Here is a 19,929-nt window from a genome sequence, read left to right on the forward strand (position 1 = left end):
CCGAACGAGAAGGGCTAGAACTTCATGCCGGGCAAGCCGCCCATCATGCTGGCCATCGGACCGGCGGCTTCCTGCAGCATCTGGTCGCGCTGGGCGTCCAGCTTGGACTTGGCGACGGCGTGGGCGGCGACGACCAGGTCGGCGATCACCTCGCCCTCGCCCGGCTCGACCAGGCTCTCGTCCAGCACCACCTTGACCAGCTCGCCCGAGCCCTTGAGCGTGACGGTGACCATGCCGCCGCCGGCGGTCCCCTCCACGGTCAGTTCGACGATCCGCGCCTGAGCGTCGGCCAGCTTCTGCTGCATGGCCTGGGCCTGCTTCATCAGGCCGCCGAGGTCTTTCATGGTTCAAGCTCCATAACGTGGGATTCCGGCCTTGGCCGGGAAGACGGATATAGGGACCCTAGAGGTCCTCGACTTCATCAGGCTCGATCGGCGGCGCCTCGGGCGTCATCATCTTGCGGACCTCGACGATCTCGGCGCCGGGGAAGGCGTCCAGCACGGAGGCCACGAACGGGTCCGCTCGGATCGAAGCAAGCTCCTCGCGGTCCTCGCGCTTCTGGCGTTCCAGCAGGCTCTCGGCCCCGCCGCCGCCCTCGGCGGCCACCAGCCAGGGCTGGCCGGTCCATTCCTTCAGCGCCCGCACCAGCCGGCCGGCCAGGTTGCCGGGCGCGCCGGGGGCCGGTTCGAAGGTGATCGCCCCAGGCCGGAAGCTGATCGGGCGGACATATTGCTCGACGTCCAGGCGCAGGCCGATGTCGCGCTTCTCGGCGATCAGCTTCACGACGTCTTCGAACGAGGCAAGAGTCGGCGCGGCCTGGGCGGCCGGCGCGGCCATCACCCGGGCCTGGGCGTTGACGGCCCCGCCGCCTCCGCCGCCGCCCATCGAACCGCCGCCTCCTCCGCCGGGACCACCGCCGACCGGCTGACCGTCGCGCAGGGCCTTCAGGGCTTCTTCCGGACCGGGCAGGTCGGCCGCGTAGCACAGGCGGATGATCGCCATCTCGGCCGCGGCCATGGCGTCGGGCGCGCGGCGCACTTCCTCGTGGGCCTTCAGCAGCATCTGCCACAGGCGCGACAGGGTCCCGGCCGAGGTCTGGGCCCCGATCGAGGTCAGGCGCGCGGCCTGCTCCTTGGGCATCGACAGGGCGTCCGGCCCCAGGGCCTTGGCCACCGACGCGCCGTGGCAGTGGTCCAGCAGGTCCAGCATGACCACCGCCGGATCGGCGCCGAAGCCCCACAGGGCGCGGAAGCCGGTCAGCGAGTCGCCCGGCTTGCCGCTCATGACGTTCTCGAACAGGGCGATCGTCTGGCCGCGGTCGGCCAGGCCCAGCATGTCGCGGACCACGGCGGCGGTGACGGTCGAGCCGCGCTCGCCCTGGACGATGGCCTGGTCCAGCAGCGACAGGCCGTCGCGGACCGAACCCTCGGCGGCGCGGGCGATCAGGGCCAGGCCGTCTTCCTCGACCTTGGCCCCTTCCTTGGCGGCGATCTTGGCGAAGTGCTTGACCAGCACGTCCGGCTCGACCCGGCGCAGGTCGAAGCGCTGGGTGCGCGACAGGATCGTCACCGGCACCTTGCGGATCTCGGTGGTGGCGAAGATGAACTTGGCGTGCGGCGGCGGCTCTTCCAGCGTCTTCAGCAGGGCGTTGAACGCCGCCGTCGACAGCATGTGCACTTCGTCGATGATGTAGACCTTGTAGCGCGCCTCGACCGGGGCGTAGCGCACCCCGTCCAGCAGCTCGCGCATCTCGTCGACCTTGGTGCGGCTGGCGGCGTCCAGCTCAAGCACGTCCATGTGCCGGCCCTCGACGATGGCCTTGCAGTGGCGGCCGTCGACGGTCAGGTCGACCGACGGCTGGTGGACGGTGTCGGTCTCGTAGTTCAGGGCCCGGGCCAGCAGGCGGGCGGTCGTGGTCTTGCCGACGCCCCGCACGCCGGTGAGCATGAAGGCGTGGGCGATGCGGCCCGTGGCGAAGGCGTTGGCCAGGGTGCGGACCATGGCCTCCTGGCCGATCAGGTCCTCGAAGGTGCGCGGCCGGTACTTGCGCGCCAGCACGGTGTAGGCGGCGTCGGGATCGCTAGGCGTCTCGGCGACCGGGGCGGCTTTCGGCTCGGCGGGCGGCGTCGCGACGACGGGCGGAGTCGGTTCCGCCGGCGGACCGCCGAAGATGTCGGCGGTGTTCTCGTCGCGCTCGGGGGCGTCTTCATCCCACGGCGGCGCGGAATCGGTCGTGAGGTCGTCGTGGTCGGCCATGGCGTGAGTGTAGTGCGCCGAAGGGCGCAGCAAAAGGCTCGGCCCGTGCTTGAGGGCCCATTGCTGCCAAAGAACCGGCGAGAATGTGGGGAAAGGTGGAGACCGGCAGACGACCCGGAGCGAAACTCGTTGTGGCTGCTGCCTCTCGGCCCTGACCAGGTTGGCGAGGACTCCGCCCGTCGCCGATCTCCAAGGCCTATATCGCGACTCATTGAGACGGATGCAAGACACAAGCTCCGGAGGCGTGACGACTCTTCGTCGCGGATGCAGGTTTTCGCCGGGCCGCATTTTCTTCGCGCGAACCGGAATCCACATCGCTCGAAAATGCTCTAGAGATTCGCCATGGCCCTTTCGATCATCACCAACATCTTCGCCGGCAATCCGCTCGACCGCGCCAGCGAGCGCCGGGGCGACGAAGCCTGGCTGGCCGAGAAGGCCGACGATCCGCACTCGCTGGCGGTCGCCATCTGGAACGGCAAGGCCCTGGTCGAGGACCTCGTCGGCGAAGAGGGCAAGGTCGCGGGCGCCCAGATCGCCTATTTGCGCGCGGACATGGCCAAGGACCTGGCCGCCACGCCCGAGCGGCTGCTGTTCCTGGGCCTGTGGAAGGACATCGCGGTGTTCGCCGTCGACCTGGAGGGCGGGGCCGATCCGGCCGAGGGGCCGTTGCAGGGCCTGGGCCGGTTCGAGGAGCTGCGCGGCGTCGCCCTGACCCTGCCGCCGCCCGACGCCGGCATCCTGGCCACCGCCAAGTCGATGTTCGAATGGCGGCGCAAGCACAAGTGGTGCAGCAACTGCGGCCAGGAGACGGCGGTCAGCGACGGCGGCTGGAAGCGCCATTGCCCGTCCTGCCAGGCCGAGCACTTCCCGCGCACCGATCCGGTGGCGATCATGCTGGCCCTGCACGACGGCCGCTGCCTGCTGGGCCGCCAGGCCGGCTGGCCGCCCGGCATGTATTCGGCCCTGGCCGGCTTCCTGGAGCCCGGCGAGACCATCGAGGAGGCCTGCGCCCGCGAGCTGATGGAGGAGGCCGGCCTGACCGCCACAGCGGTTCGCTACCACTCCAGCCAGCCCTGGCCCTGGCCCTCGTCGCTGATGATGGGCCTGATGGCCGACGTCGACAGCGACACCGCCGCCCCCGACCAGACCGAGCTGGAAGCGGTGAAGTGGTTCACCAAGGACGAGGCCAAGGCCCTGATCGCCGGCGAGCTGGAAGGCTTCTTCGCCCCCCCGCCGCTGGCGATCGCCCACCAGCTGATCAAGGCCTGGGCGGAGGGGTAGGCGCAGGGATTACAGGCCCTCCCCCTGTGGGGGAGGCGATCGCGCAGCGATCGGTGGGGGGCGTTCTAGGATCGAAGATCCGGAATTCGGCCGCCCGCCAGTCACTCCCCCCTCCGTCGGCTACGCCGACACCTCCCCCACGGGGGGAGGGCCTTGATGGGTTCAGCCTCAGCCGGCGAACAGCTTCACCAGCTCCCGCACGACCATCCACGCCAGCACCAGCGTCGCGGACGAGAACGCCAGGAAGCGCAGCAGCACGATGTTGACGCTGATCTGGATCAGGCTGTGCAGCACCCGCAACCCCACGAAAGCCCAGGCCAGGTGGACCGCCAGGCCGTCGCCGTGGCCGGCGACCTGGATGGCCAGGGCCGCCGCGTAGAAGATCGTCGGCTGCTCCATCAGGTGGTTGTAGTTGTCGGCCGCCTGGCGGGCGGGCGCGGGCAGGGCGTTCAAACTGCCCGGAAAGGCCGCGTCCTGCGGCTTGAGCCCGGCCTTGCTCATGGCCGGCAGCCGGTGGACGTACATCCACAGCCAGATCAGCAGCGACCAGGCCACCAGCACCATCACAGGCGCGATCAGAGTGTTCATCGTCATTCCCTCCCCGGCCCCTTGCTGGAACCTTGGCGGAGAGGTTAGGCGCCGAACGTCCGATTAGCGAAGCTTGCCGTGACGTTATCCCTCTGCCGCAGGGGGAGAAGGATTCAAACCCGGTCGCGGAACGGATCGGCCGGATAGACCCCCAGCACCTCGAACTTGTCCGAGAAGAACTTCAGCTCGTCGAAGGCCAGGGCCAGGGGGCGGTCCTCGGGACGGCCGTCGACCTCGGCGTAGAAGAAGGTCGCCGTGAAGGCCCCGCCCTCCATGTAGCTTTCCAGCTTGGTCATGTTGACGCCATTGGTCGCGAAGCCGCCCAGCGCCTTGTAGAGGGCGGCCGGCAGGTTGCGGACCTTGAACACGAAGCTGGTCACGCAGCGGTGGGTGAACGGCGGCGGTTCGGGGTGCTTCTCGGCCGTCATCACCAGGAAGCGCGTGGTGTTGTTGCGCTCGTCCTCGATGTCGCGGGCCAGGATGTCGAGGCCGTAGATCTCGGCGGCCAGGGCCGGGGCCACGGCGGCGCGGGTCGGGTCGGGCTTCAGGGCCAGGGCCTTGGCGGCTCCCGCCGTGTCGCCGGCGCTCTCGTGGGCCAGGCCCAGCTTCTTCAGGCTGTGGCGGCACTGGCTGAGCGCGATCGGCATCGAGCTGGCGATCTTCACCGTCTCCAGCGTCACGCCCTTGTTGGCCATCAGCTGGAAGCGGATCGGCTTGAAGCGCTCGCCGACGATCTTCAGGCCCGAGGCGGGCAGCAGGTGGTGCACGTCGGCCACGCGGCCGGCGATCGAGTTCTCGATCGGGATCATGCCCAGTTGGCAGGCGCCGGTCTTGATGGCCTCGAACGCCTCCTCGAAGGTGGCGCAGGGCACGGCCTCGTAGTCGGGAAAATAGGTGCGGCAGGCCTCGTGGCTGTTGGCGCCGGGTTCGCCCTGGAAGGCGATCTTCTTGAGGATGCTCATGCTGTCTTTCCGGTCGCCCCAATGGTGTTCAGATAGGCGCGGGCCGCTTCTAGATCAGAGGGGTTGTCGACGGAGATCGGGGCCTCGGCGGCCACGGCGGCGCGCAGCGAAAGGCCCAGCTCCATGGCCCGCAGCTGCTCCAGCTTCTCGCGCTTCTCCAGCGGCGAGGGCGGGGCGGCGTTGAAGGCTTCCAGGGCGGCGCGGCGATAGCCGTAGATGCCGATGTGCCGCCAGATCGGCGCGTCGCCATAGAGGGTGGAGCGGGTGAAATAGAGCGCCCGGCCCGACAGGCCGTCCTGCTCCATGGCCAGCACGGCCTTGACCACGTCGGGGTTGGTGCGGTCGGCGGGCGAAGCCTCGGGCGCGACGACCGTGGCGATGTCGCAGCCGGGATGGGCGCTCAGCAGGTCGGCGCAGGCGCTCAGAACCGACGGCTGCACGAACGGCATGTCGCCCTGCAGGTTGATGACGGCGTCGTGGCGGCGTTCGGGGTCCAGCTCCTCGAGGGCGGCCAGGATGCGGTCCGAGCCCGACGGCAGGTCCGGATCGGTCAGGACCGCCTGGCCGCCGGCCTTCTTGACCGCGTGGACGATGGCGATGTCGCCCGCCGCCACGGCCACCGGACCGATTCCCGCAGCCTGGGCCTGGCGCAGCACGCGCACGATCATCGACACCCCGCCGATGTCGGCCAGGGGCTTGTCGGGGAGCCGGGTGGCCGCCATGCGGGCCGGAATGACGACGATGGGGTTCATGAAAGGCCGATGCGGGTCAAAACCGTTGCTGCCCGGTTGCGCCCCGGGCGGTAGCGTGTAAGAGACGCGAGCGCAACATGGAGCGCACGGGGGAAACCTCCGGGCGCGGATTCGGGCCTGTCGTCAGACGGCCCCCAAGAGGCTGGTAAGGCTTTAGATGAGCGACCTGACGTTCAACAAGATCTTCGGCGGCGTCCTTATGACGGGCCTGATCATTTTCGGTCTCAAGGAAGCGTCGGACATCGTTTTCGCCAAGCACGAGCTGGAAAAGCCGGGCTACGAGATCGCCGTCGCCGAGGAAGCGGGTCCCGGCGGCGCCGTGGCCGAGGTCGCGCCCGACTGGGGCAGCGTGCTGCTGGTTCCGGCCAATATCGAAGCCGGCAAGGCCGTCACCGCCAAGTGCGCCTCGTGCCACAGCTTCGAGCAAGGCGGCCCCAACGGCACCGGCCCCGACCTGTGGGACGTCCTGGGCCGCAAGCCCGGCTCGCACGGCGGCTTCGCCTATTCGCCGGCCATGACCGAGTTCGGCGGCAAGAACGCGGTGTGGGACTACGACCATATCGACCAGTTCCTGAAGGCGCCGGGCAAGTACATCTCGGGCACCAAGATGACCTTCGTCGGCCTGAAGAAGCAGGAAGACCGCATCGCGGTGATCGCCTACCTGCACAGCCTGGGCTCCAAGCTGCCGGTTCCGGCGCCGAAGCCGGCTGGCGCGGCTCCCGCCGCCGAGGGCGCCGCCCCGGCCGCTGGCGAAGCGCCGGCCGCCGGCACGGCCGCTTCGGGCGGCGAGACCGCTCCGGCCCCGGCCACCGCCCCGGCCGCCGCGCCCGCCCACTAGGCGGCTCCATAAGGCGCCCAGGCGCGACGAAAGATCAAAAGGCCGCGAAGTTCGCTTCGCGGCCTTTTTCTTTGCCCCGTTTGCAGGCGCCGTGAGGCCGCCTGCAGCAAAGCTGGCCTTGCGGCCTTTTCCCATTCCGTGAGTAGAGTATCGAACCGTACCGCTTCACCGGAACCGTTCGATCATGACCGCTCGCCTGCTGGCCGCCTCTCTCGCCGCGATGCTGATCGCCGCCCCCGTCTCGGCTTTCGCCGCCAAGGCGCCGACCGTGGCCCTGAAGTCGCTGGCCGACCTGCCGACCCCGCCCTACCCTTATGACGAGGCGGCCGACGCCGAGGCCGACGTCGCCGCCGCGCTGAAGCGCGCCAAGAAGGCCCACAAGCTGACCCTGATCGATTTCGGCGGCAACTGGTGCGCCGACTGCCGGATCTTCGCCGGCGTCATCGAGCAGCCCGACGTCAAGCCGTGGGTCGACAAGCACTACGAGGTCGTGACGGTGAACGTCGGCCGCTACGACAAGAACATGCAGATCCCGGCCCGCTACGGCGTCGACAAGCTCAAGGGCGTGCCCAGCTTCCTGGTGGTCGACGGCAACGGCAAGCTGGTCAATCCAGGCGCCTTCTTCGCCCTGACCGACGCCCGCCACATGACCCCGCAGTCGATCGTCGACTGGCTGGCCCAGTGGCCGAAGTAGCCCACTAGGGCCGCCGCCATCCCGTGACCGGTCCGCCGCCCGCCGCCTCGACGCGGGCGATCGCCTCGGCCAGGGGTTCGACCGCCACGGCCATGTGGTGGGCGTTGGCGTGCAGGATGGTGTCGGCGTCCAGCAGGACGGCCACGTGGCCTCTCCAGAACACCAGGTCGCCGCGCCGGCGGTCGGCCTCGGCGATGGGCGCGAAGAAGGCCAGCTGCAGATCGGTGTCGCGCGGGACCGCCCGGCAGCAGGCCGCCAGGGCCTGCTGCACCAGGCCCGAGCAGTCCAGGCCAAGCGATTCGCGGCCGCCCCACTGATAGGGCGCGCCCAGATAGCCCTCGGCGACGGCCACATAGTCGGTCAGGGCGACGCCTATCGGCGCCAGATGGCCGGCGACGAACCAGCCCGTGCCCTCGCCCTTGGCGAACCGGCCCTCGGTCGCCTCGATGGCGGTCAGGGCGTTCAGCGAATAGAGGCCCACGGGCCGCGACTTGATGTTCGGCTCGGCGAAGGCGTAGGTGCGCGGGACCGCCACCTGATGGGTGGCCGGCGCGCCTTGAGCGGCCAGGTCGTCCTCGGCCACGAAGCCGACATAGCCGTCGCGCGCCGCCTGGCCCCAGGCGAAGCCGTCCTTCACCTCCAGCACCCGGAACAGCTCGCCGAACAGCAGCTGGTCCCATTGCTCGGCCATCGGATGGGCGACCTTGCGCAGGGCGGCGGTCGGGACGGCGACCTGGCGCAGGCTGGGCGCTTCGTAGCGCTCGGCGGCGACCAGGCCTTGCAGGTCCAGGTCCGCCAGGTCGGGGCGCGCGAGGGTCAGGCGTGGATCGCTCATGCGGAGGCCTTCGGAAAACGCGACTTCAGCATGCCGTACAGCCCCCGGATCACCTGGGCCTCGCCGCCGGAAACGAAGCCCGGCCGGGCCTTGGGGTTCCAGGCGAAGATGTCGAAATGGACCCACGCGCCGGTGGTCGGGGCGAAGCGCTGCAGGAACAGGGCGGCGGTCATCGACCCGGCTTGGGCCCAGCCGTCGGGATCGTTCTTGAGGTCGGCGATGTCGCTCTCGACCGCCTCGCGATAGCCGTCCCACAGCGGCATGCGCCACACCGGGTCGGAGGCGACACGCGCGCCCTCCTCGATCTCCAGGGCCAGGTCGTCGTCGGGGGTGTAGAACGGGATGACCTGCGGCCCCAGCGCCACGCGCGCCGCGCCGGTCAGGGTGGCCATGTCGATGGTCAGCACCGGCTCCAGCTCGCCGGCCCGGGTCAGGGCGTCAGCCAGGATCAGCCGGCCCTCGGCGTCGGTGTTGCCGACCTCGACGGTCAGGCCCGAGCGGGTGGCCAGCACGTCGCCGGGCCGCATGGCGTCGCCGGCGATGGCGTTCTCGACCACCGGGACCAGCACGCTCAGCGCCACGGGCAGGCCGGCGGCCATCACCATACGGCCCAGGGCCAGGGCGTGGGCGGCGCCGCCCATGTCCTTCTTCATCAGCCGCATGCCGCCGGACGGCTTGATGTCCAGGCCGCCGGTGTCGAACACGACGCCCTTGCCGATCAGCGCCAGACGCGGATGCGAGGGATCGCCCCAGGTCAGCTCCAGCATCCGCGGCGCGCGGGCCGGGACGGCGGCGCGGCCCACGGCGTGGACGGCGGGATAGTTCGCTTCCAGCAGGTCGTCGCCCGTGACCACGTCCAGGGTCGCGCCGTAGCGCTCGGCGATCTCGCGGGCGATGGTCTCGATCTGCAGCGGGCCCATGTCGTTGGCCGGGGTGTTGACCATGTCGCGGGCCAGGGCGCAGGCGTGGGCCAGGCTGCGGACCTCGTCCAGATCGACGGCCTCGTCCGCGACCAGTCGTCGCGGTTCGTCACCGGTCCGGGGCCGATAACGGTCGAACTTGTAGGCCCCCAGCGCGAAGGCCAAGGCGATCTGGCCGGCGTCCAGGTGGTCGGGAACGGCCGCCAGGCGGTAGTCGCCGGCCGGCAGGCGGCCCGGCAGGGCGCGGAACAGCATGGCCTCGGCCTTGTCCCGGGTCCCAAGGCCCAGCAGCACGCGGTCCACCGCCCCTTGCGGCGTAGGGAGAACAAGCACCTGGCCGGCCTTGGCCTTGAAGTCCTCCAGGGCCACGAAGCCCTTCACGAAGCTGGGCCGCGCCTCGACGAAGGCGGCCAGTTCGGACTCGTACAGGCAGTGGATGGGCGTCGGCGCGCCGTCTTCCGGAGAGCGGGACGAGGAGGCGATGATCGGTTCCGACATGGGCGGGCCCTGAACGATGGAAATTATGCTTAACGATTCCTTGAGGGCCCCGCGCGAGGATGCGGGACCGTCGGGAGATCCTTCTTCATGTGTCGCAAGCGCGCGCTCCTCGCAACCGTTCTCGCCCCTGTCCTCGCCGTCGGCGTGCTGACGGCGTCCTCGGCGCAGGCCGCCAGGAAGTCCGCGCCCGCCCCGGCCGCGTCGGCCGTCGCCGCGCCCGAGGCGCCGCGCAAGGCCACGCCCGCCCAGCGGGCCGAGATGCGCCGCGCCGATCCCCTGACCCGCATGGCCTTCTGGTCGACCGAGGCCGAGCGCGACCCCCGCGACGTCGAGGCCGGCGTCGCCCTGTCCCAGGCCCTGCGCGCCCTGGGCCGCTATGACGAGGCGGTCGAGGCGGCCGACCGCATCCTGATCGTCGTCCCCGACAACTACGACGCCCTGATGGAATCGGCGCGGGCCAACGTGGCGCGCGGCCAGGGCTTCTACGCCATCGAGCCGGGCCGCAAGGCCGCCGCCCTGCAACCGCGCGACTGGCGTCCGCCGTCGTTGCTGGGCGTGGCCTACGAGCAGGCCAAGCGCGACGACGAGGCCCTGGCCGCCCACCGCCAGGCCGTGGCCCTGGCTCCGACCGAGGCGGTCCCGCTGACCAATCTGGCCATGCACCTGGCCTCGACCGGCGACCTGAAGGGGGCCGAGGCCGCCCTGCGCCAGGCCGTCGCCCTGCCCACCGCCACCATCCAGGTGCGCCAGAACCTGGCCCTGGTCATCGGCCTGCAAGGCCGCATCGACGAGGCCGAGAAACTGGCCCGCCAGGATCTGCCGCCGGAGTCGGTCGACAACAACCTGGCCTGGCTGCGCGCCGCGATCGGCCAGGAAAGCACGACCCGCTCGTGGACCGCCGTGAAGGCGGGCGGCTAGCACCCTTCCAGTTTCCGACTGACGACACGTGATCCGGAACGCCGAGCCGCGTTCCGGATTTGACACCGGTTGCCCTCATCGATACTTGCTCTTGCGAATCATTATTGATCGCAAGAGGGGATATCATGACCACGATCCTGCGCGCCCTGCTCCTGGCCGGCGCCTCTGTCGCGGCCGTGTCATGGGGCGGCTCCGCCCTGGCCGACGACGTCGCGACCGCCGCGACCGCCGACGCCAATACCGCGGAGAACCAGGTGGACGGCGTGGTCGTCACCGGCGCGCGCACCCGCACCTCGGCCGTGACCGGCCTGGACATGAGTCTGCGCGAGACGCCGCAATCGGTGACGATCCTCAACCAGACGCGGATCCGCGACTTCGGCCTGACCAGCGTCCACGATCTGCTGGCCCAGGTGACCGGGGTCAATGTCGAGAAGGTCGAGACCGACCGCACCTATTACAACTCGCGCGGCTTCGACATCACCAACTTCCAGGTCGACGGGATCGGCCTGCCGCTGATCTGGGGCATCCAGTTCGGCGACCTGGACACCGTGCTGTTCGACCGCGTCGAGGTGGTGCGCGGCGCCAACAGCATGATGACCGGCACCGGCAATCCCTCGGCCACCGTCAACTATGTGCGCAAGCGCCCGACCGACACGTTCAAGGCCAGCGGCGCCCTGCAATACGGCTCGTGGGACGACTACCGCCTGGAGGCCGACGTCGCGGGGCCGCTGAACAAGGCGGGCACGGTGCGCGGCCGGCTGATCTATGCCAACGAGGACAAGGGTTCGTACCTCGACCACTACCACGTCAACCGGAACGTCTATTCGGGCCTGGTGGCCTGGGACGTCACGCCCAAGCTGACCGCCACCGCCGGCTATTCGCTGCAGGACAACCGCTCGCGCGGCGTGCTGTGGGGCGCCCTGCCGCTGAACTATTCGGACGGGACCCTCGTCGACTACCCGCGCTCGGCCTCGACCTCGGCCGACTGGACCTACTGGAACGTCAAGGACCAGACCGCCTTCACCGAGCTGGACTACAAGTTCGACAACGGCTGGCAGATCAAGGCGACCGGCACCTACAAGCGCTTCAACGAGAAGGCCAAGCTGCTCTACGCCTACGACAATCCCGACCCGGTCACCGGCCTGGGCGTGAAGGGCATGAGCGGCATCTATCCGTCGAAGTACGAGAACTACATCCTCGACGCCTACGCCTCGGGTCCGTTCCAGCTGTTCGGCCGCACCCACCAGCTGGTGGTCGGCGGGCAGACCTCCAAGTCGACCGGCAAGGAATGGGAGGACTTCTCGGCCGACACGATCCTCTATCCGGCCGTCGACCTGTGGGGTGCGCAGCAGCCGGCCGAGCCGACCTATCCAGGTCCGTACCAGGCCTCCGACCAGACCGATCGCCTGTCGCGCTTCTACGCCGCCGCCCACTTCAGCGTCACCGACCAGTTCAAGATCGTGGCCGGCTTCAACGCCCTGAAGCTGAAGTCGAAGGGCTATTCCTACGGCACGGAAACCCCGCGCGACGAGGAGAAGATCAGCCCCTATGTCGGCGGCGTCTACGACCTGACCCAGAACGTCTCGCTGTACGCCAGCTACACCGACATCTTCAATCCGCAGTCCGAAGTCGACATCGACCACCGGACCCTGCCCGCCGCGCATGGCAAGGCCTACGAGGCCGGGATCAAGAGCGAGTGGTTCGACCACCGCCTGTACCTGACCGGAGCGGTGTTCAAGTCCGAGCAGGGCGACCTGGCCGAATACGCCGGCGACTTCACCAATGGCCAGAGCTACTACGCCGGGATCGACACCGAGGTGACCGGCTACGAGCTGGAAGCCAGCGGCGCGCTGACCGACCAGTGGACGCTCAGCGCCGGCTGGACCCAGCTGAAGGTCGAGGGCGAGAACGACCAGCCCACCCGCACCTACCTGCCGCGCAAGACCTTCAAGGCCACGACCACCTACACCTTCCCCGAGCTGCGCAACCTCAAGGTCGGGGCGGCGGTGCGCTGGCAGAGCAAGGTCTCGATGGTCGACATCGTCCCCGTCGAGCAGGAGGCCTACGGAATCGTCGACCTGATGGCCAGCGTCGACCTGACCGAGACGGTGCGCGCCACGCTCAACGTCGATAACGCGGCCGACAAGACGTACCTGACCAGCCTGATGTGGAACCAGTCGTACTACGCCGCGCCGCGCAGCGTGTCGCTGCGCCTCGACTTCAGCTTCTGAGGACGGACATGGACGCGCGAACCCAGGACCTGGCCTCTCCAGCGCCCGCCGCCGAGCCCGCGCCCGCGCGGTCGGGCCTCGCCCGGTTCGCGCCGCCCAGCTTGCGGCCCCTGATGACCTTCATCCACCGGTGGGTGGGGCTGTTCATGGCCGCCTTCCTGTTCGTGTCGGGCGTCACCGGGGCGGTGATCTCGTGGGACCACGAGCTGGACGACGTGCTCAATCCACACCTGATGTTCGCCCGATCCAGCCAGGAGGGGGCCAAGGACGGCCCTCCCCTGCCGGCCCTCGATCTGGCGCGCCAGATCGAGGCGCGCGATCCGCAGGTTCACGTCACCTACCTGCCGCTGGCCCCCGAGCCGGGCGGAACCCTGGCGTTCGGCGTCGAAGGCAAGCGCGATCCGGCGACCGGCAAGCTATATGAAGTCGGCTACAATCAGGTCTTCATCGACCCGGTGACCGGCGCCGAGCAGGGCCGGCGCGAATGGGGCGCGGTCTGGCCGATCACCACCGAGACCTTCGTCTCGTTCCTCTATGTGTTCCACTACAGCCTGCACATCCCGGAGATGTGGGGCATCGACCGCTGGGGCATCTGGTTTCTGGGCGTGATCGCGATCCTGTGGACGCTGGACTGCTTCGTCGGCTTCTACCTGACCCTGCCTCCGCGCCAGAAGAGCAAGGGCGTCGGAGCCAAGGCCGGCAAGGGCTTCTGGGCCCGCTGGAAGCCGGCCTGGATGATCAAGACGTCGGCCAGCGCCTACCGGATCAATTTCGACATCCACCGGGCCTTCAGCTTGTGGCTGTGGGGCGTGCTGTTCACCGTGGCCTTCACCGCCTTCTCGCTGAACCTCTATACCGAGGTGTTCTATCCGGTGATGTCGAAGGTCTCGAAGGTGACGCCCGGCCCCTTCGACCAGCGCACGCCCGTCGATCACAATTCGCCGATCGTCGCGACCCGCACCTACGCCCAGGTGCTGGACAGGGCCCGCGCCGAAGCGACCAAGCGCGGCTGGACCGCCCCGGCCGGCGGGGCCTTCTACTCGCCCGAGTTCGGCATCTACGGCGTGGCCTTCCACGACCCCGGCGGCGATCACGGCGCGGCGGGCGTTGGCCCGCCCTACCTCTACTACGACGGCAAGACCGGGGCCCTGCTGGGCGACTCCCAGCCGTGGAAGGGCACGGCGGCCGACATCTTCGTCCAGGCGCAGTTCCCGCTGCACTCGGGCCGGATCCTGGGCGTGCCCGGCCGGATCCTGATCTCGCTGACGGGCGTGGTCGTGGCGGCGCTCAGCGTGACCGGCGTGGTCATCTGGCTGCGCAAGCGCAAGGCGCGGGTGGGGCGGCGCAAGCCGCGTCCCGAGCCTACTTATGCTTCATCACGTCCTGGATCTTGATGATCGCCGGACCCATGATCACGATGAACAGCACGGGCAGGAAAAACAGGATCATCGGCACGGTCAGCTTGGCCGGCAGGGCCGCGGCCTTCTTCTCGGCGGCCGACAGCCGCAGCTCGCGGTTTTCCTTGGCCATCACCCGCAGGGCCGTGCCCAGCGGCGTGCCGTAGCGCTCGGCCTGGATCATGGCGGTGACCACCGAGCGGATGCCCGGGTGGTTGGTCCGCTTGGCCAGGCCCTCATAGGCCAGGCGCCGCTCGGGCAGGTAGCTGAGCTCGGCGGTCAGCAGGCTGAGCTCCTCGGCCAGCTCGATCGAGGCGCCGCCGACCTCGGCCCCGACCTTGGCGATCGCCGCCTCGATCGACATGCCGCTTTCGACGCAGATCAGCATCAGGTCCAGGGCGTCGGGGAAGGCCGAGACGATCGACTCGCGGCGCTTCTGGGCGATGTTGGAGATATAGATGTTGGGCGCATAGTAGCCCGCCGCCACGGCGAAGAAGCAGGCGGCGATCTTCTGCATCGCCAGCAGGCCGAAGTCGTTGACGACGTAGAGGTAGAACGCCGTTACCACCGCGAACACGAACGGCATCAGGAAGCGAAAGAAGTAGAAGGTCGAGACCGGCTTGGGGCCGCGGAAGCCGGCCTGGGCCAGCTTGTCGACGACCTTGGGGTCCTCCAGCAGCTTGGACAGCTGCAGGCGGTCGACGACGTTCTTGTACATCCCCTCGTCGGCGTGGCGCAGGCTGCCGCCGCCCTTCTGGGACATGGCCTCGCGCGAGCGGCGGCGCAGTTCCTCGCGGCGGTTGGCCACCGACTTCAGCCGGCCCTCCAGGCCGCTGCTGCTGAACATCGGCGAGGTCAGGGTGACGATGGTGGCGAACACCACGATCGCGATGAAGGCGCTGAACAGGGTCTGGGGATTGGTGAGCATCTCGATCATGGTCGCCTCCCCTAGAACTTGAAGTTGATCATCTTGCGCATCACGAAGATGCCCACGCTCATCCAGAAGGCGGCGATCATCAGCATGAAGTGGCCGCGCTGGTCGCTGAACATCGGGGCCATGTAGGTGGGCGCGGTGATCGAGATCAGCGCCACCACGCCGGGCGGCAGGCTGCCGATGATGAAGGCCGAGGCCACGGCTTCGGCCGACAGCGCCTTGATCTTCTCGGCCATCAGCTTGCGGGCCCGTAGCACGGTCGACAGGTTGCCCAGCGCCTCGGCCAGGTTGCCGCCGGTCTTGGCCTGGATGGTCAGGACGATGGTGAAGAAGCGCAGCTCGTTGGTCGGCATGCGCTCGTACATGCGCTCCAGCGCCTGCTCCATCGACATGCCCATGCCGGTGTTCTCGGTCAGCATGCGGAACTCGCCGGCCAGGGGCTCGGGGCATTCCTTGCCGATGATCTTCAGGCAATCATGGACCGGCAGGCCCGACTTGATGCCGCGCACGATGATGTCGATGGCGTCGGAGAAGGCCTCGGTGAACTTCTTGGTGCGGGCCTTGGCCATCATGCCGACCACCCAGCGCGGCAGGCCCAGGCCGGCGGCGAAGGCCGCGCCCAGGGCGATGATCGGCATCTGGCGCAGCACCAGCAGCACCACGCCGACCAGCAGGCCGACCACGCCGCTGACGATCCAGAACATCTGCACGTTGTCGCCCAGGCCGGCGGCCCGCAGGCGCGAGGCGATGGTCAGCGACGCCTTCTTTTTCTGCTGATCCTGTTCCTTGAGGGTCTTGAGAATCTGCTTGCGGCGGGCGTCGGGCGTGTTGGCGGCGGCCTTGGCGCGGGCGGCCACGCTGGTGCGGTCGCCGCCGGTGATCAGCTGGGCGCGCTTGACCGTCTTGGCCGAGCCGCCGTCGCCGCCGCCGGCCAGCACGAAGCCGAGACCCGCGATGGTGATGAAGCCGAGGACGCCGGCGAGGATGAACAGCATCGCCTATTCCGCCGCGTCGAGGGCTTCGGCCAGCTCGCGCTCGAGGCCGTAATAGCGGGCGCGGTCCCAGAAGCGGGGGCGGCCGATGCCGGTCGAGCGGTGCTTGCCGACGACGTTGCCGTCGGCGTCCTCGCCGCTGATCTCGTAGACGAACAGGTCCTGGGTGACGATCACGTCGCCTTCCAGCCCGACCACCTCGGTGATGTGGGTGATGCGGCGCGAGCCGTCGCGCAGGCGGGCCGCCTGGACGATGACGTCGACCGAGCCGACGATCATCTCCTTGATGGTCTTGGAGGGCAGGCCGTAGCCGCCCATGGTGATCATGCTCTCGATCCGGCTGATGGCTTCACGCGGGCTGTTGGCGTGCAGCGTGCCCATCGAGCCGTCGTGGCCGGTGTTCATGGCCTGCAGCAGGTCGAACGCCTCGGGACCGCGGACTTCGCCGACGATGATCCGCTCGGGACGCATCCGCAGGCAGTTCTTGACCAGGTCGCGCATGGTCACCGCGCCCTGGCCTTCCAGGTTGGGCGGTCGGGTTTCCAGGCGCACCACGTGCGGCTGCTGCAGCTGCAGTTCGGCCGCGTCCTCGCAGGTCACCACCCGTTCGGTCGGGTCGATGAAGGCGGTCATGGTGTTGAGCAGGGTGGTCTTGCCCGAGCCGGTGCCGCCCGAGATGACGATGTTGCAGCGGCAGGCGCCGATCACGCCCAGGACCCGCGCCCCTTCCGGGCTGATCGACGCGTAGTCGACCAGGTTCTTCATCGTCAGCTTGTCCTTCTTGAACTTCCGGATGGTCAGGGTGGGACCATCCAGCGCCAAGGGCGGGGCGATGACGTTGACGCGGCTGCCGTCGGGCAGGCGGGCGTCGCAGATCGGGCTGCTTTCGTCGACCCGGCGGCCGACCTGGCTGACGATCCGCTGGCAGATGTTCATCAGCTGCAGATTGTCGCGGAAGCGGACGTTGGTCAGCTGGACCTTGCCGCCGACTTCGATGAACACCCGGTGCGCGCCGTTGACCATGATGTCGGCGATGTCGTCGCGGGCCAGCAGGGGCTCCAGCGGGCCGTAGCCGAGGACGTCGTTGATGATGTCCTGGACCAGGTGCTCCTGCTCGGACACCGACATCGAGACGTTCTTGATCGCCACCAGCTCGGCGACGATGTCGCGGATCTCCTCGGCCGCCGCCTTCAGGTCCAGCTGGGCCAGCTGGGAAAGGTCGATGGTGTTGAGCAGGGCGTTGAAGATCGTGGTCTTGGTGGCGTGGTAGTAGTCGCTCTGCTCGCGGACCACGTTGGTGGTCGGCGGCGCGCCCTGGGCGGCGCGCAGCTGCTCCAGGCCGTTGGTGGCGCGGGGACCGGCCGCCTTGGCGGGCGTTGCGGTCTTGGCCGGCGCGGGCGCGGCGGGCGCGTCCGATTCATTGGCGGCGGGATCGACGCGCTGCGGGCGCGTGGCGATGGCCGGCCCGTCGTTGGAGACGGGCGGCGGCGCCTGTTCCGTGCGGACGGCGGCCTGATCGCGCTTGCCGAACATGCCCTACTTCTTCTTGAACAGGCTGGAGAGGACCGACGTCTTCTGCGGCGCCGGCGGTTCGCGGCGGCTGATCAGCCGCGCCAGGTGATCGATGCCCTCGGCCGCCTTCGACTTGGGGGCCACCTCGGCGACCATCTGGCCGTTGTTGGCGGCCTGGCCGAAGGGCTTGGGATCGAAGGGCAGCACCAGGGACGGCGTCAGGCCCAGGGCCTCGCCGAAGTCCTTGACCGGGATCTCGGGACGGCCGGGCACGCCCACCTGGTTCAGCACCAGGCGCGGCGGGGCGTCGTTGGGCCGGGCCTGGCGGACCAGGTCGACGATGTTCTTGGCGTTGCGCAGGGACGCCAGATCGGGCGTGGCCACCACGACCAGGTCGTCGCTGGCGATCAGCACCTGGCGGGTCCAGGCGCTCCAGCTGTGCGGCAGGTCCAGCACCACGAACGGCGCGGCGCCGCGGATCTTCTGGGTGACTTCCTCGAAGGCGTCGGCCGGGATCTCGTAGTCCTGGTCCAGGGTGCCGGGCGCGGCGAACAGCGACAGGCGGTCGCCGCAGCGGACCATCATGCGGTCCATCAGCACCGGGTCCAGGCGGTCGGGCTGGCTCAGGGCGTCGAGCACGCCCTGCAGCGGATCCTGGTTGAAATCGAGGCCGGCGGTGCCGAACGGCAGGTCCAGGTCGACCATCACCGTGGCGGCCTGGACGCGCTCGGCCATCGACCAGGCGAAGTTGTGGGCCAGGGTGGAGGACCCGACGCCGCCCTTGGCGCCGACGAAGGCGATCTGCCGGCCGACGAACGGCGCGGAGGGGTCGGCATAGAGGCCCGAGACCGCGCGGATGATCTGCAGCGGGCCCTGGGGCTGGGTGATGTACTCGCTGACCCCGCGCCGCATCAGCTCGCGATAGAGGGCGATGTCGTTGGTCTGGCCGATGACGACGACCTTGGTGCCCGGGTCGCAGACCTGGGCCAGGCCGTCCAGCAGCGCCAGCATGCGCGGCGCGGCGTCCAGGCTCTCGACCAGCACCAGCGAGGGCGTCGACTGGTTCTGGTAGTACTCGACCGCGGCTTCCAGCCCGCCGGGCCGGGCCGTGGTCGAGGCGCGGATCATGCGGCGGTCGGCCGAGGCGGCCTCGACCAGGGTGACGGTCTCGGGCCGCGCGCAGAAGGCGTGGATGGTGATGCGCGGCACGGCCGCCTCGCCCATGTCGGCGTCGGCGGCGGCGATGACTTCCTGCACCATGGCCTGGGCGCCGCCCACCGGATAGGCGGCGGGCGCGACCGGGGCGGCGGCGTCGATCGGGATCGATTTCGCGACCGCCGGAGCCGGGGCTTGGGCCGGAGCCGGCGACGGCTGGGGCGTATAGGGCGGGGCGGCCGGCGGCAGGTCCGCGAACGGCGCGGTGGCGCCTTCGCGGGGACGCACGGGCGGGAAGTCGGCGAACGGGTCGTCGGCGCCCGAACGCGCCGCCGGAGCGGCGCGCCACGGGTCGGAACCCAATGCCGCCCCAGGGGCGGCCCCGGGGGCCGCGAAATCGTCGTCGGCCTCGAAACCCAGGTCGAAGGGGTCGTGATCGTTGCGCGTGACCATCAGTTGACAGCCTTCGAAACGATGCCGTTGGACTGGCTGTCCTTGGCCGAGGAGGTGACCTCGCCCCGACGGTACTTGTCGAGCACGGTCGCGCGGCGTCCGGAGTCGATCGGACCCTCGGGACGCGGGGTCAGCAGGTCTTCGGGATTGGCCACCTGGGCGGCGATGTTGGCGGTCACCGCGCAGCCGAAGTTCTCGTAGGCGGTGTTGTTGCGGGTGGCGGTGATGTTCTCCCAGCCGCCGCACTGCGGAACCTGGGCGACGTAGTGCAGGAAGCCGACCTTCAGCGGCGCGCCCGGCGCGCCCGCGGCGTCATAGCCCATCACCCGGACCTTGGCGGCCGGCGCGCCCATGGCGATCAGGCGCTGGCGGGCGGCCACGGCCATGCGGCCGGCGACCTCGCCGCTGGTCCCGCCGGTAGGAGCGCTGACCACGATCTCGCGCCCCTCGGCGGCCAGCCAGCGGCCGATCAGCTCGTCCAGGGCCCGGTTCTGGTTGGCCGACAGCCCCTCGGCGTGCAGGACCAGCAGGACCTCGTCCGGCTGGGCGTCGACGTGGACGCGATTGGCCCACTGGGCGGTCTCGGTGCGCGCGGCGGCGACCGTTTCCGGACCGCCCCCCGGCGAGGCGCAGCCCGCCAGCGACGCCAGGACCAGGCCGGCGGCGGCCAGTTTCAAGACCGTTTGATGCAAAGAAGGATTGGGTCGCGTCAT

The 19,929-nt window shown here is 69.5% G+C and carries 18 protein-coding genes and 1 other RNA gene; 6 read left to right on the forward strand and 13 right to left on the reverse strand.

Annotated elements, in window-relative coordinates; genetic code table 11:
- Positions 1–14 precede the first annotated feature (14 nt).
- The 3 genes from AC1DMQ_RS06960 to ffs all read right to left on the reverse strand — a co-directional run bounded on the left by AC1DMQ_RS06960 (position 15) and on the right by ffs (position 2,445).
- A complete protein-coding gene (locus tag AC1DMQ_RS06960; protein ID WP_477032822.1) occupies positions 15–344 on the reverse strand; it encodes a YbaB/EbfC family nucleoid-associated protein in 330 nt (109 codons plus the stop codon).
- Between the two features lie 58 nt (positions 345–402).
- The gene (locus AC1DMQ_RS06965) at positions 403–2,256 is read right to left on the reverse strand and encodes a DNA polymerase III subunit gamma/tau (RefSeq protein ID WP_477032823.1); all 1,854 of its coding nucleotides are present in this window, start codon (positions 2,254–2,256) and stop codon (positions 403–405) included.
- A 96-nt stretch (positions 2,257–2,352) separates the two neighbouring features.
- An RNA gene (gene ffs / locus AC1DMQ_RS06970) (signal recognition particle sRNA small type) lies at positions 2,353–2,445 on the reverse strand.
- Positions 2,446–2,598: 153 nt separating this feature from the next.
- Between ffs and nudC the strand changes: the two genes are divergently transcribed.
- Positions 2,599–3,537, forward strand: a complete 939-nt coding sequence (gene nudC, locus AC1DMQ_RS06975; protein WP_477032824.1) for an NAD(+) diphosphatase — start codon at positions 2,599–2,601, stop codon at positions 3,535–3,537.
- Positions 3,538–3,705: 168 nt separating this feature from the next.
- On the opposite strand, the gene AC1DMQ_RS06980 is transcribed toward nudC, so the two are convergent.
- The 3 genes from AC1DMQ_RS06980 to AC1DMQ_RS06990 all read right to left on the reverse strand — a co-directional run bounded on the left by AC1DMQ_RS06980 (position 3,706) and on the right by AC1DMQ_RS06990 (position 5,839).
- Positions 3,706–4,125 (reverse strand): MAPEG family protein, encoded by a 420-nt coding sequence (locus tag AC1DMQ_RS06980; RefSeq protein ID WP_477032825.1) that lies wholly within the window; start codon positions 4,123–4,125, stop codon positions 3,706–3,708.
- 113 nt (positions 4,126–4,238) lie between these two features.
- The gene (locus AC1DMQ_RS06985; protein ID WP_477032826.1) at positions 4,239–5,087 is read right to left on the reverse strand and encodes a prephenate dehydratase; all 849 of its coding nucleotides are present in this window, start codon (positions 5,085–5,087) and stop codon (positions 4,239–4,241) included.
- A complete protein-coding gene (locus AC1DMQ_RS06990; RefSeq protein ID WP_477032827.1) occupies positions 5,084–5,839 on the reverse strand; it encodes a 3-deoxy-manno-octulosonate cytidylyltransferase in 756 nt (251 codons plus the stop codon). Before AC1DMQ_RS06990 ends, AC1DMQ_RS06985 begins: the two co-directional genes overlap by 4 nt.
- Before the next feature lie 157 nt (positions 5,840–5,996).
- Here AC1DMQ_RS06990 and AC1DMQ_RS06995 point away from each other — a divergent pair, with 157 nt between their 5' ends.
- Entirely contained in the window at positions 5,997–6,677 is a 681-nt protein-coding gene (locus AC1DMQ_RS06995; RefSeq protein ID WP_477032828.1) for a c-type cytochrome, read from the forward strand.
- 184 nt (positions 6,678–6,861) lie between these two features.
- Positions 6,862–7,371 carry a thioredoxin family protein gene (locus AC1DMQ_RS07000; protein ID WP_477032829.1) on the forward strand — a complete coding sequence of 170 codons (510 nt, stop codon included), beginning with the start codon at positions 6,862–6,864 and terminating at the stop codon, positions 7,369–7,371.
- A gap of 4 nt (positions 7,372–7,375) precedes the next feature.
- Here AC1DMQ_RS07000 and AC1DMQ_RS07005 read toward each other — a convergent pair whose 3' ends face one another.
- Together AC1DMQ_RS07005 and AC1DMQ_RS07010 are read right to left on the reverse strand one after the other, a co-directional pair.
- Positions 7,376–8,206 carry a C40 family peptidase gene (locus tag AC1DMQ_RS07005; protein ID WP_477032830.1) on the reverse strand — a complete coding sequence of 277 codons (831 nt, stop codon included), beginning with the start codon at positions 8,204–8,206 and terminating at the stop codon, positions 7,376–7,378.
- Positions 8,203–9,624, reverse strand: coding sequence for a leucyl aminopeptidase family protein (locus tag AC1DMQ_RS07010; RefSeq protein ID WP_477032831.1), 1,422 nt, complete (start codon positions 9,622–9,624; stop codon positions 8,203–8,205). The genes AC1DMQ_RS07005 and AC1DMQ_RS07010 overlap by 4 nt, the downstream gene beginning before the upstream one ends.
- Positions 9,625–9,711: 87 nt before the next feature.
- On the opposite strand from AC1DMQ_RS07010, the gene AC1DMQ_RS07015 reads away from it, so the two are divergent.
- From AC1DMQ_RS07015 to AC1DMQ_RS07025, 3 genes are all read left to right on the forward strand, one after another.
- Positions 9,712–10,542, forward strand: a complete 831-nt coding sequence (locus AC1DMQ_RS07015) for a tetratricopeptide repeat protein (protein WP_477032832.1) — start codon at positions 9,712–9,714, stop codon at positions 10,540–10,542.
- 125 nt (positions 10,543–10,667) lie between these two features.
- On the forward strand, positions 10,668–12,773 hold the full coding sequence (locus AC1DMQ_RS07020; protein ID WP_477032833.1) for a TonB-dependent siderophore receptor: 2,106 nt from the start codon (positions 10,668–10,670) through the stop codon (positions 12,771–12,773).
- A gap of 8 nt (positions 12,774–12,781) precedes the next feature.
- Positions 12,782–14,167 carry a PepSY-associated TM helix domain-containing protein gene (locus AC1DMQ_RS07025; protein ID WP_477032834.1) on the forward strand — a complete coding sequence of 462 codons (1,386 nt, stop codon included), beginning with the start codon at positions 12,782–12,784 and terminating at the stop codon, positions 14,165–14,167.
- Here the strand turns inward: AC1DMQ_RS07025 and AC1DMQ_RS07030 are convergent.
- The 5 genes from AC1DMQ_RS07030 to AC1DMQ_RS07050 are packed head-to-tail and all read right to left on the reverse strand — an operon-like array spanning position 14,136 to position 19,929.
- A complete protein-coding gene (locus tag AC1DMQ_RS07030) occupies positions 14,136–15,107 on the reverse strand; it encodes a type II secretion system F family protein (RefSeq protein ID WP_477032835.1) in 972 nt (323 codons plus the stop codon). The genes AC1DMQ_RS07025 and AC1DMQ_RS07030 overlap by 32 nt on opposite strands.
- A gap of 11 nt (positions 15,108–15,118) precedes the next feature.
- Positions 15,119–16,099: a type II secretion system F family protein gene (locus tag AC1DMQ_RS07035; protein ID WP_477032836.1), complete on the reverse strand. Its 981-nt coding sequence runs from the start codon at positions 16,097–16,099 to the stop codon at positions 15,119–15,121.
- 3 nt (positions 16,100–16,102) lie between these two features.
- Complete coding sequence (locus tag AC1DMQ_RS07040) at positions 16,103–17,629, reverse strand: CpaF family protein (protein ID WP_477032837.1); 1,527 nt, start codon at positions 17,627–17,629, stop codon at positions 16,103–16,105.
- A 3-nt stretch (positions 17,630–17,632) separates the two neighbouring features.
- Positions 17,633–19,216 (reverse strand): CpaE/TadZ family protein, encoded by a 1,584-nt coding sequence (locus tag AC1DMQ_RS07045; RefSeq protein WP_477032838.1) that lies wholly within the window; start codon positions 19,214–19,216, stop codon positions 17,633–17,635.
- The gene (locus AC1DMQ_RS07050; RefSeq protein ID WP_477032839.1) at positions 19,216–19,929 is read right to left on the reverse strand and encodes a CpaD family pilus assembly protein; all 714 of its coding nucleotides are present in this window, start codon (positions 19,927–19,929) and stop codon (positions 19,216–19,218) included. Before AC1DMQ_RS07050 ends, AC1DMQ_RS07045 begins: the two co-directional genes overlap by 1 nt.

This window comes from Caulobacter sp. 05L422 (assembly GCF_056397765.1).

What these genes read in the sequence shown, in the direction of transcription:
- AC1DMQ_RS06960 (WP_477032822.1), bottom strand. Translation starts at nt 344, where the DNA reads ATGAAAGACCTCGGCGGCCTGATGAAGCAGGCCCAGGCCATGCAGCAG.
- AC1DMQ_RS06965 (WP_477032823.1), bottom strand. Translation starts at nt 2,256, where the DNA reads ATGGCCGACCACGACGACCTCACGACCGATTCCGCGCCGCCGTGGGAT.
- nudC (WP_477032824.1), top strand. Translation starts at nt 2,599, where the DNA reads ATGGCCCTTTCGATCATCACCAACATCTTCGCCGGCAATCCGCTCGAC.
- AC1DMQ_RS06980 (WP_477032825.1), bottom strand. Translation starts at nt 4,125, where the DNA reads ATGAACACTCTGATCGCGCCTGTGATGGTGCTGGTGGCCTGGTCGCTG.
- AC1DMQ_RS06985 (WP_477032826.1), bottom strand. Translation starts at nt 5,087, where the DNA reads ATGAGCATCCTCAAGAAGATCGCCTTCCAGGGCGAACCCGGCGCCAAC.
- AC1DMQ_RS06990 (WP_477032827.1), bottom strand. Translation starts at nt 5,839, where the DNA reads ATGAACCCCATCGTCGTCATTCCGGCCCGCATGGCGGCCACCCGGCTC.
- AC1DMQ_RS06995 (WP_477032828.1), top strand. Translation starts at nt 5,997, where the DNA reads ATGAGCGACCTGACGTTCAACAAGATCTTCGGCGGCGTCCTTATGACG.
- AC1DMQ_RS07000 (WP_477032829.1), top strand. Translation starts at nt 6,862, where the DNA reads ATGACCGCTCGCCTGCTGGCCGCCTCTCTCGCCGCGATGCTGATCGCC.
- AC1DMQ_RS07005 (WP_477032830.1), bottom strand. Translation starts at nt 8,206, where the DNA reads ATGAGCGATCCACGCCTGACCCTCGCGCGCCCCGACCTGGCGGACCTG.
- AC1DMQ_RS07010 (WP_477032831.1), bottom strand. Translation starts at nt 9,624, where the DNA reads ATGTCGGAACCGATCATCGCCTCCTCGTCCCGCTCTCCGGAAGACGGC.
- AC1DMQ_RS07015 (WP_477032832.1), top strand. Translation starts at nt 9,712, where the DNA reads ATGTGTCGCAAGCGCGCGCTCCTCGCAACCGTTCTCGCCCCTGTCCTC.
- AC1DMQ_RS07020 (WP_477032833.1), top strand. Translation starts at nt 10,668, where the DNA reads ATGACCACGATCCTGCGCGCCCTGCTCCTGGCCGGCGCCTCTGTCGCG.
- AC1DMQ_RS07025 (WP_477032834.1), top strand. Translation starts at nt 12,782, where the DNA reads ATGGACGCGCGAACCCAGGACCTGGCCTCTCCAGCGCCCGCCGCCGAG.
- AC1DMQ_RS07030 (WP_477032835.1), bottom strand. Translation starts at nt 15,107, where the DNA reads ATGATCGAGATGCTCACCAATCCCCAGACCCTGTTCAGCGCCTTCATC.
- AC1DMQ_RS07035 (WP_477032836.1), bottom strand. Translation starts at nt 16,099, where the DNA reads ATGCTGTTCATCCTCGCCGGCGTCCTCGGCTTCATCACCATCGCGGGT.
- AC1DMQ_RS07040 (WP_477032837.1), bottom strand. Translation starts at nt 17,629, where the DNA reads ATGTTCGGCAAGCGCGATCAGGCCGCCGTCCGCACGGAACAGGCGCCG.
- AC1DMQ_RS07045 (WP_477032838.1), bottom strand. Translation starts at nt 19,216, where the DNA reads ATGGTCACGCGCAACGATCACGACCCCTTCGACCTGGGTTTCGAGGCC.
- AC1DMQ_RS07050 (WP_477032839.1), bottom strand. Translation starts at nt 19,929, where the DNA reads ATGACGCGACCCAATCCTTCTTTGCATCAAACGGTCTTGAAACTGGCC.